General features: G+C 54.5%; 10 protein-coding genes and 2 pseudogenes. 4 read left to right on the top strand and 8 right to left on the bottom strand.

Annotation, left to right across the window (positions count from 1 at the left end):
• Positions 1-460, top strand: a pseudogene (locus APR53_08215).
• 47 nt (positions 461-507) lie between these two features.
• On the opposite strand, the gene APR53_08210 reads toward APR53_08215, so the two are convergent.
• Complete coding sequence (locus APR53_08210) at positions 508-753, bottom strand: hypothetical protein (GenBank protein KQC05249.1); 246 nt, start codon at positions 751-753, stop codon at positions 508-510.
• Between the two features lie 256 nt (positions 754-1,009).
• Here APR53_08210 and APR53_08205 point away from each other — a divergent pair, with 256 nt between their 5' ends.
• Together APR53_08205 and APR53_08200 are read left to right on the top strand one after the other, a co-directional pair.
• Positions 1,010-1,465, top strand: coding sequence for a hypothetical protein (locus APR53_08205; GenBank protein ID KQC05248.1), 456 nt, complete (start codon positions 1,010-1,012; stop codon positions 1,463-1,465).
• Positions 1,466-1,700: 235 nt separating this feature from the next.
• Positions 1,701-2,087 carry a hypothetical protein gene (locus APR53_08200; protein KQC05247.1) on the top strand — a complete coding sequence of 129 codons (387 nt, stop codon included), beginning with the start codon at positions 1,701-1,703 and terminating at the stop codon, positions 2,085-2,087.
• Here the strand turns inward: APR53_08200 and APR53_08195 are convergent.
• From APR53_08195 to APR53_08170, 6 genes are all read right to left on the bottom strand, one after another.
• Positions 2,084-2,620 carry a hypothetical protein gene (locus tag APR53_08195; GenBank protein KQC05246.1) on the bottom strand — a complete coding sequence of 179 codons (537 nt, stop codon included), beginning with the start codon at positions 2,618-2,620 and terminating at the stop codon, positions 2,084-2,086. The genes APR53_08200 and APR53_08195 overlap by 4 nt on opposite strands.
• Before the next feature lie 724 nt (positions 2,621-3,344).
• Positions 3,345-3,749 (bottom strand): hypothetical protein, encoded by a 405-nt coding sequence (locus APR53_08190; protein ID KQC05245.1) that lies wholly within the window; start codon positions 3,747-3,749, stop codon positions 3,345-3,347.
• Between the two features lie 4 nt (positions 3,750-3,753).
• Positions 3,754-5,349 carry a hypothetical protein gene (locus tag APR53_08185; GenBank protein ID KQC05244.1) on the bottom strand — a complete coding sequence of 532 codons (1,596 nt, stop codon included), beginning with the start codon at positions 5,347-5,349 and terminating at the stop codon, positions 3,754-3,756.
• Between the two features lie 339 nt (positions 5,350-5,688).
• Positions 5,689-6,849: a hypothetical protein gene (locus tag APR53_08180; protein KQC05243.1), complete on the bottom strand. Its 1,161-nt coding sequence runs from the start codon at positions 6,847-6,849 to the stop codon at positions 5,689-5,691.
• A 175-nt stretch (positions 6,850-7,024) separates the two neighbouring features.
• Positions 7,025-7,222, bottom strand: coding sequence for a hypothetical protein (locus APR53_08175; protein KQC05242.1), 198 nt, complete (start codon positions 7,220-7,222; stop codon positions 7,025-7,027).
• A gap of 37 nt (positions 7,223-7,259) precedes the next feature.
• Positions 7,260-7,763, bottom strand: coding sequence for a hypothetical protein (locus APR53_08170; protein ID KQC05241.1), 504 nt, complete (start codon positions 7,761-7,763; stop codon positions 7,260-7,262).
• A gap of 124 nt (positions 7,764-7,887) precedes the next feature.
• Between APR53_08170 and APR53_08165 the strand changes: the two genes are divergently transcribed.
• Positions 7,888-8,133, top strand: a complete 246-nt coding sequence (locus APR53_08165; GenBank protein ID KQC05240.1) for a hypothetical protein — start codon at positions 7,888-7,890, stop codon at positions 8,131-8,133.
• Between the two features lie 14 nt (positions 8,134-8,147).
• Here APR53_08165 and APR53_08160 read toward each other — a convergent pair.
• Positions 8,148-8,850 (bottom strand): annotated as a pseudogene (locus tag APR53_08160).

The following is an 8,850-nucleotide window of genomic DNA, read 5'->3' as shown; positions in this document are numbered from 1 at the left end:
CCAGGAAGCATATGCACCGTGCGACGGGATTATTGTCCAGGCAGAGGATGGTTATGAAGAACGAGAACGAACGAATTTGCTTTCAGATCTGTCTAACGCCTATAAAAATGCTCACTATTTCGATCCGGGTAAAGACGACGTACAATCAGTTGCCGGCAACTACATCATGATGGAATGTGGCGACAATGTATATGCTGCGCTAGTCCATCTTCAAACAGGGTCCATTCAGGTTACCGTTGGTCAGAGTGTAAAAAAAGGTGAAGTGATTGGCAGAGTGGGTAATTCAGGCAATTCCTTTGCTCCACATTTGCATTTTCAGCTTATGGATAGCAGCGACATAGCGACTGCAAACGGATTGCCGTGCGCTTTTGAACGGTATGAAGTATTCCAGGATGGTGAGTGGCAACACGTAGTGAATGGTATTCCCACAGATAAAGATAGGATAAGGTTTGGTTCCTAATCCATCCGAATTTTTGATTCGTACAAATCTGATAGTTACACTCCCTTTTAAGTCCTGCATATGTTCATCCACCCAGACACAGCAGTAAGCCAATAAAAGCCGAACATCGTTGTGAGATACAGGTTGTCCTTGGCCAACCCAAACACGACCCACAACACATTCCCCCCGATCCAGCAGCCGAACCCCGCCCGCCGGACGCCCCGGGCCTTCGCCGTCACCGGCACGGCCCCGGCCATCCCGAGCACTACAGCCGGGCCCTTCAGGGAATCAAAAACAAAGGGGTGATGGATCATCGAACCCCTTTTCCCCGCATTCCACTCGTGCACCAGCCGGCCGAAGCACGCATCGCTGATGCACGTCTGCACATCCTTCGACCGGTACACCGCCTTATCCTCGCCGCAGATCCGGCAGCGGCCCAGTTCGGTGCTCACCTGTGAAATTCCAGGTTTCGAGTCAGGTTCTTCAGAGACCGCATTCAGGCAGCTTTTTTTACATGAGCATAGCATTGCAACCGCATTCTTTTTTTATTGTTATCACGAAGAATCGACCATGACACGATGGCTTGCAATATCTACTCGGGAAAATTCGGATGTGGTAATGAAAAGGAATGTCTGGGGCGTTCCCAGACGTGCCATTAATGCCATCAGCAAGGTCAAACCGGGCGATACCGTTCTCATCTACATCGGGCAGAAGATTGAGGACACGGAGGTACTCCCCCCGGCGGTCAGCGGGGCCTTTGAGGTCCTCTCCGATATGTACGAGGACTACAAGGAGATCTTCACCTCGCCGCCAAAGATGGGCAAGGAAATCTTTCCGCTTCGGATCGAGCTCAAGCCTATAGAGATATTCGACGAACCTGTCAATTTCAAAGCTCTCATCCCGCACCTGAAGTTCATCACCAATAAGAAGCAGTGGACCGGCCATATCCGGGGCCAGGCAATGCGTATAATCCCGGAGGAAGATTATGAGTATATCATGAAAGCGGCGAAGACACCGAGGGATTAACGAGTATTCGTGGATCAGGAATCAGCAATACTATTTTTCAATCCTATTTATCGCCGTTATCACGGAGAACCCAGACATCAACATCAGATATCGATCTTCATCTGCAACGAAAAAGTAAGCCATATCAAATTCCCCTCAATCAGGCACCCGAATCCTGCCCGTCGTACGCCCTGAAAGCGTGTCGCCACCAGCACGGCCCCTTATCTGCCTCTCGAACGGCGGCGACCGGAACGGAATGCCGGTTCCCGGGAAGGTGCCGGTGACCTGTCCTCCCGACTGGATGCAGGCCTTTCGACACCACGACTGGGGAGACCCAATCCATGACTTCGTCAAGCTCGCGTACTTCTCCCGTGCCGTCAGCATTCCCTTTGCTGCCGGGCAGATCGACGGGTATACCGGCGGAGAGGTCCCCGCGTCATTCTGGAACAAATATGCACTCTACGCGGCCATGTCGATCATCCCGGACGTCGTCTGGTCGCACTGGTACGCAGAAACGGCCGGTTCGCCCGAGCAGGTCGACTATATGTGGGAGCGGGTTGAGCGGGTCTCTCGCGACCATGACGGCTTCACCGAGGATATCCCCCGATGGTACAGGAAATACCGGCCGACGGCACCGCGTTAAAGGTCCACCTGGTGTTTCTCCTCAATCTCCCGTAATCTCCCTTCTCTTTGCCCGATATTCTCCCACAGGATTTTTCTGATAATTTCCCGTTCTTCAGCGGAGAGCGGTCTTGAGAGATCGATTCCGGCATTCTCCGCATCTCTTGCAACGCTCTGTGCATAGGTATCCCCGACGTCCCAGCAGTCCAGCATCAATTGCGTATACCCCTCGCCATACGAGGGGACCGGGGTATAGGCAACTCCGGATTCCGCACCATTGGGAATGCTACCATTCACGGTCATATCCACTGATTCATTTCTCCCAATGGAGCCAAAATCTCCAATCCGGGTTACCGTTTTGCCGAGCAGTTTGTTCGCGCTCACCTGAACCGCGTACATGGTTTCGCCATTTTTCCGGACAAAAAACTGGTAATAGAGGGGATTCCCGCCGGAGTCGGGCAGGATGAGGGGTTCCGGGGACACCACCGAACCGTTGAACCTGTCATATGTCTCCTCTCCGGCTTCGCCCTGGGCGTAGAGTTCGAGGACTGCCACTGCTGCCTGAGTCCACCCACGCTCTAACGGGACGGTTGTATTGACGGCTATACACTGTTCATCGGGCGCTGCACAGCCGCATACGATGGCGCAGGTCACGATGAGTGCTACTGATGTAAGCGAAGTAATTATGCGAAAGTTCATACTATGGCTTCTATTGTGGGATCTATTCAAGCGCTAATAACATTTGTCCCTCATTATAGCGGCTGCCGCGCACTCTACGCTACTCTGGCCATTGCAGTTCTGATCAGGACTGAATGCTATGTGCAACATCGGACGATACCAGGGCCAGAATGAGTATCGAGAGAGCGATGATCATCAGTATCCATTGAAGGGTGATCGCTCCCTACAGGCCTGCGATCGCACCGAGGACGATTACTATAATTTTGCCTGCACGTTCCATGCTATCGCCTTGAGAATAGCGGATAAATATTTGCCGGTATCCTTCGGGACGGTGGGATATCGTTTGATCTCCATCTCTTCGGCCGTTTTAAGCCACCGGAGATTCTGGAGCCATTGTATGCACGCTCACGCCAGGAGATAGTCAATTTCCAGAAAGCTCCTGCATTGATGAGGAGTCGGTCTTCCGGCGGTGGACGGGGATCGAGGCGGCCTGCTTGCGGCAGGGGCTGGTGGAGGAGAAGAATCAGCTCTCCGTGCTGTTCTGCGAGGAGGAGACACAGGCGGTCATCAGGGGCGGTAAGCAGCGATTGTCGGTCGCCGGTTATTCGGCCTCTGTTTTCAGAGTATACTCGATATCGCTCACTTTCTCTTCGATCCGCTCCACCGACTGCCGGAGCAGCCCCATTTCGGCCTTACAGTCCGCCATGGTGTCGTTTCGCTCCGCAAACGCCGCCACCTGTCCCTCGATCCATTCCTTGAGCCGGACAACAATGATGATCACCAGGCTCAAGGCGATCAAATTGATGATGACGAAGTACGCCATCGAGAGATAGCCATACGCCGGCACGCCAGATACCTCATAGGCGATACGCCCCCCGAACAGGAGAATGATTGCAGCGGCCCACAGCGCCGCAAGTAAGAGTTTGATTCGGTTCTTTGTCATTTTAATATCCTCATGTGCATTCTCATGTTCATCCGCGATGATGAATTGACCATAGTCCGCCATCGCTTCATGCGGCTGTGCTCCCGGCGATAAGATAACCGCCGTCCGCCGTTCCGATGCCGCGGATCGAGTGCCTGTTGGTGCGAATTTCCTGTTGCCGTTGCCAGATCAGATTGCCCGTGATATCCCGGCATACGAGCGTGATATCCGTGTCTCCAGCGATAACCGAGAGATAGCCGCCCGAAGACGGGATAACGGTCTCACCGTCGTCTTCGACCGCATGGAACTCCATCAGGTCGCCGTTTTCATCAAGGATGAAGAAATAGCCATTGTAGGCCGGTACGACTTTGCCCCGGAAGTCCTTTGGGAACGTCGTCGACCGATAGAGGATGCTGAACCGTCCCGGTACCGTCTCCCAGGCACCCAGCAGTTCGTCAAGCCCCCCGCTCCCGAAATCCCGCCTCCACAGGACGGTGCCGTTCCTGTCCAGACGGATCGCCTGCAGATACACTTCGAAGTGGTCCCCGACAAAGACGTTACGCCCCTCCGAGAAGACGAGCACACCCCCCTCCGGGGCCGGATAAACCGGATGATACCCGATACCGCCCACGGCGCCGAGCGGGGTCTGCCAGACCATTGTACCGTTATCGTTCATGCAGGCAGCCTGTTCCTCCCATACCGCAACGTATCGGTTATCGTCGAGAGCGAGCAGGGAGACGGATGCCATTCCCCGGCTCTCGTTGACCAGTGACTGTTTCCAGAGCACTTCTCCTGCAGCATCGACGCGGAGGATCTCAGGGTTTTCCGAGGCAATTGCGAATCCACCGTTTATCCGCGGGACGAGCGCGGTCATCCGGCCGTACCCGGTTGCCACCGTTGAGTGGCTCTGGATGTTCCCGCCATCATCGTAGAGGATGATATGCGCCGTGTTCTGCTCCTGGCCATACTCTGTGGCCGCAAGCGCAAAGCCGTCCCGGCATTCGACCAGAATATCGGGCTGATCGTAGGCGTCGATATCAGCTCTCGCTTCCCACTCAAACTCCCCCCCGGCGGAGACTTTGAGGACCCAGGTATCGGTCTCTTGTGCTGGCGCTCCACCCGAATAGGGCGCAGGGGGAATGGCGCCCGCGGCGATGCCGCCAATCGCAAGGAGCGGGGGAACCGTGATGATTGCGACGGCGACTGCTGCAACTGGAAGAAGACCTCTGTACCCTCCCGATTCCTCTTTTTCGAGAAAGTATGCAACGATTCCACCGATGCCGGCAACCAGCACCGCACCGCTTACGAACAGGAGAACCTGGAGCCATGTCGTGATGAGTGAATGGACGAGGTATAGTGGATCAGGGATGAACAGCAGGCTCCGGGCGGTGATTGCGGCGACAGCGCCCGCCAGAGCAGCAGAAAGGATTCTGGTGCGTCGCCGGGGTGTTTCAATGCTATACGCAGCGAAGAATCCTGCGAGAAAGAGAACCAGCATCTCAGAGACGAACACCTGGGTGATCCCAATCCCTGCCAGGTTCTGGTTGTAGGCGAACGCGCCGTTCCAGCCGCGTGAGAGCGCTTCCGTCACGCTGAGGAAGATTATCCCGCCAATGAGGCCGAAACTCACCCCGCGGCCGACGATAGCTGACACCCGGGAGGCACTGCGGTGGTCGTCAGGCATGGTTCCTCGCCACAGGTGCTGGTTCCCGTATCCGCATCATGATAGGATCTGAGGGGCCGGCTTATATACGGTTTCTGTATCAAATTTCTCCGATCTGCTGAAATTATACGAGGGTCCAGGGTGAAACGGCGAAGGGGACGTTGCTGCACTCTCCACCCGGCGGCAGTGTCCGGGAGATATCTATCGTCCCTCGCTATCGCAGATAAAAAGGATCAGAGTGGCCCTGATCCCGGCAGTACCATGGACGTTCCCCTCTTTCAGCGACGACCGGGTAGGACACACTCATACGTTCAGCCTGAGGAAGTGCTCCCCGGGTGTCATCTGTATGATATCCCCCGTTCAATTCCGCCGGAACGCAATGCCCACCGCCGACGAACCGCCCCCGCTCGGATATGCCATCCCGCCGGCAGGGCCGTGGGTGACGACGAGGAGATAACCACCGTCTCCGGTCCTGACAAAAGGCCCCGTCTGGCTCCCTTCGACGAGATCGATGGATGTGTCCCGGATGACCGCTCCCGTCTCATCGAGCTCGACAATGTGGAGCACGTTCCCGTAATAGAACCAGCCGTTCTCTTCCCTCGGGAACGCGGCGAAGGTAAAGCCCCCGTCCGGCGACCGGAGCACGGGGGTAAACGCATCCAGCGTCCGCCGATCAGATAGCGTTCCTTTCTGCCCGAACGTTGCAGTGATTGTCTCACAATTTCCGTCTTGTCCCGGCCGGATAACCTCGTAGACCAGACCGATCTCCCCGTATGCTTCCCAGAGATCCGAGATATCCCAGATGATCCCGGGAACCGTTCGGCCTCCCTCTTCTACCATCCTGCCCCAGAGGACCGTACCGTCACCGTTGAGCCGTGCAATCCAGACTGACGAAGGGATCTGATTCCCGCTCATGGCGGTTCCCGCAACGGCAAAGCCGCCGCTCGCGAGCGGCAGGATGCGTTCGGCATATGCACCTTCAAAATCGCCGAATGCCGTCGACCAGATCACCTGGCCGGTTCCGTCCAGCCGTGCAACCGCGGCCACACCGTGCGCAACGCCCCCGATCAGGTACCCGCCGGAAGCATCCGGCAGGATTGTCCGCAGTGCCGTCCAGTCGAGGAGTGCCCGCTCCCACTGCACCGTGCCGTCCGCGTCGAGGTGCAGGACATTCCTGTAACTGCCGGTGACGGTCAGCCCGCCGTCCGGGGCCGGGGCCGCACCTGTGGCTTCCAGACCGAGGGTTGGCGGGAGTGTCCGGTTCCAGAGGATCGAACCATTCGCATCAAGCATCGCCACGAAGGGGCGGGGAGGACTGAAGTTCCCCTCGTCCGGTACCGTGGTGCCGGCAAGGATAACGGTGCCATCCGGCATCGGCTCTACCGCCGACGGCGTCGTATCCCGCCCGAGGGAGACAAGGGTCTGCCACTCGACGGTCCCGTTCGGGTCGAGTTTTATCACCGAAGCGTTGCGGACAAAATCCGGCCAATCCTCCGTAGCGCCGGGTGATGATGATCCCATAGAGATGCATCCGGTCACGATGACCAATCCGACAACCAGTAGGAGCACCGGCAGATGGTGTCTCATAAAAAATCGCTTTCATCTGCCCATCCAATAGTCTTTCCTTTTTCTCCGGTCCGCCAGATGGTGGTATTGCCCGAGCGAACCGCAGATTACTGATCATTCTGCCATGCTCTCATAACAGTTGTTTTGCTAAAAAAGCCCAATTCAGCCTTATTATACCCAAAATAAGATGGTGGGCCCCCTCCTCTTCCCCGGACCGGGTGATATGGTCCGGCACCAGATCCCACATGACGAGCAGGCCCGGGACTATCACATATCCCAGCAGGCCGCCCCCCACAAAGATCCCGACGATGAGGATCTCGTTGTCCATGTTCTCACCTCTCAAGAGGAGGGATGTGTTCCCTCTCTCATCCAAGGGCCGGCACGGTGTCCGCCCACGTCTCGACAGTCGCCCGGATCGCATCGTTCTGGTAGGACGTGATCCGCACGGAATCGCGGCTGAAGGTCACGTAGTAGATCTCGCCCGTCGCGTCGTAGCACTTCAGCTGGGCCGAAAAGCTCTCGTTCGCGGAGTCGCGGACCGCATCGCCGCCCATCGCGGTGGCGAGGTCGGTGTTCGCCATGATCTCGGCGGCAACTGCGCCGAATGCGGCGACGGTCGGTGCCTTGCCGGAAATGGTTCCGACGGTCTTGCCCTCGATGTCCTCGTAGAGGATTTTCGCGGTGTAGCTCTCCTTGTTCTTCTCGACTCCATCATGGGCCACTCCGGCCTGAACGTAGTCGACGCAGCCGAACGGGTTGTCGTCCAGCACGGACTGGACCACGGTATTAAACGTGGCGATGTCCGCGATTGGAACGGTGAGTTCCCGCACGGCGGTCTTGGTGTTGTTGGTCTCGACAAAGTCTGCCATTGTTTTCTCTCCTGCCTGGCGTTTCCCCGGGTACTCTGACAGACACTAGAGAATATTACCATAAGTAATATTAATCTGCCTTAACCGCGGAGTATTTTACGAAAGAAACGGGGAGCAAAGAGCAATGGGAGACGAGAAATCGGCCCGGGAGATGATCTGCGAGACGAACCGGGACGTGAAGTGGATCTGCAAAACGCTGCAGCGCATGGAGGAGCAGGACGCCTCATTGGAGGCCCGTGTGCGGGCGATCGAGGACTGGCAGCACACGAAGATCGGGGAGGAACAGCGGATGCAGCGCATCGGTGCGGGAGCGGGGGGTTTGATGGGCGGCGTGGTGGCGGTTGTGGTGCGGTTTTTATGGGGCGGGTGAGGTGAAATTTTTAATTAAGCTTCCACTATACGCAGTTCAATTAGTAATTCTGTTATGCAGTTACTTATTGTTGCATCTGGTACAAAAAGGATTGAATAGAAAAAAATTACTGTGAATACTACTACTGAATAGATGAATATTGGAAGATACCAATGCCGTAATGGTATATCATAGCCTTCTTTGTATATGCTCATATAATAAAGAGAAAATGATATGAGTAAGACTAAATATCCTAGAATAATACTTGGATTAAAGTTAATTTGAATTAATGACCACCAAGCCAATAAATGAATTATGAGGAAAACCGTTGAAACGATGGCAAAAAATATTGGAAATAGGGATATGCAAGTCATCTTTAAGGAGAGTTCAGAAAAATAAGTGAAAAAAAAAGTAATTTCATTTTCTCGGTCAATTTTATTATAAAATTTTGATATATCTTTTGATGAAATTAAATAGTTATAAATCCTTTTTCCGCCGTTTAGATAAATAAAAGGAGCATTAATTTTGTATTTACGTTCTTTATCTGCTCCCTCTTTTGTCTTTTCAATACTCTTTATACCGACTGCTCTTCCCTCATCGATTTTTCTTTGTGATTTAAAACCGGATAATATTGGATTTTTCTGGATACGCCACCCTAAAGGCATTGTCATATAAATTTCTGGTTGAATTCTCCCTTTAAGTTCTATTTGAGCCGCTTTTTTTGGTCTAATCACATCA

This window comes from Methanoculleus sp. SDB (assembly GCA_001412355.1).
Classification (GTDB): Archaea; Halobacteriota; Methanomicrobia; order Methanomicrobiales; family Methanomicrobiaceae; genus LKUD01.
This window is presented reverse-complemented; position numbering and strand designations above follow the sequence as displayed.

What these genes read in the sequence shown, in the direction of transcription:
- APR53_08210 (KQC05249.1), bottom strand. Translation starts at nt 753, where the DNA reads ATGATCCATCACCCCTTTGTTTTTGATTCCCTGAAGGGCCCGGCTGTA.
- APR53_08205 (KQC05248.1), top strand. Translation starts at nt 1,010, where the DNA reads ATGACACGATGGCTTGCAATATCTACTCGGGAAAATTCGGATGTGGTA.
- APR53_08200 (KQC05247.1), top strand. Translation starts at nt 1,701, where the DNA reads ATGCCGGTTCCCGGGAAGGTGCCGGTGACCTGTCCTCCCGACTGGATG.
- APR53_08190 (KQC05245.1), bottom strand. Translation starts at nt 3,749, where the DNA reads ATGGCGGACTATGGTCAATTCATCATCGCGGATGAACATGAGAATGCA.
- APR53_08185 (KQC05244.1), bottom strand. Translation starts at nt 5,349, where the DNA reads ATGCCTGACGACCACCGCAGTGCCTCCCGGGTGTCAGCTATCGTCGGC.
- APR53_08180 (KQC05243.1), bottom strand. Translation starts at nt 6,849, where the DNA reads ATGGGATCATCATCACCCGGCGCTACGGAGGATTGGCCGGATTTTGTC.
- APR53_08175 (KQC05242.1), bottom strand. Translation starts at nt 7,222, where the DNA reads ATGGACAACGAGATCCTCATCGTCGGGATCTTTGTGGGGGGCGGCCTG.
- APR53_08170 (KQC05241.1), bottom strand. Translation starts at nt 7,763, where the DNA reads ATGGCAGACTTTGTCGAGACCAACAACACCAAGACCGCCGTGCGGGAA.
- APR53_08165 (KQC05240.1), top strand. Translation starts at nt 7,888, where the DNA reads ATGGGAGACGAGAAATCGGCCCGGGAGATGATCTGCGAGACGAACCGG.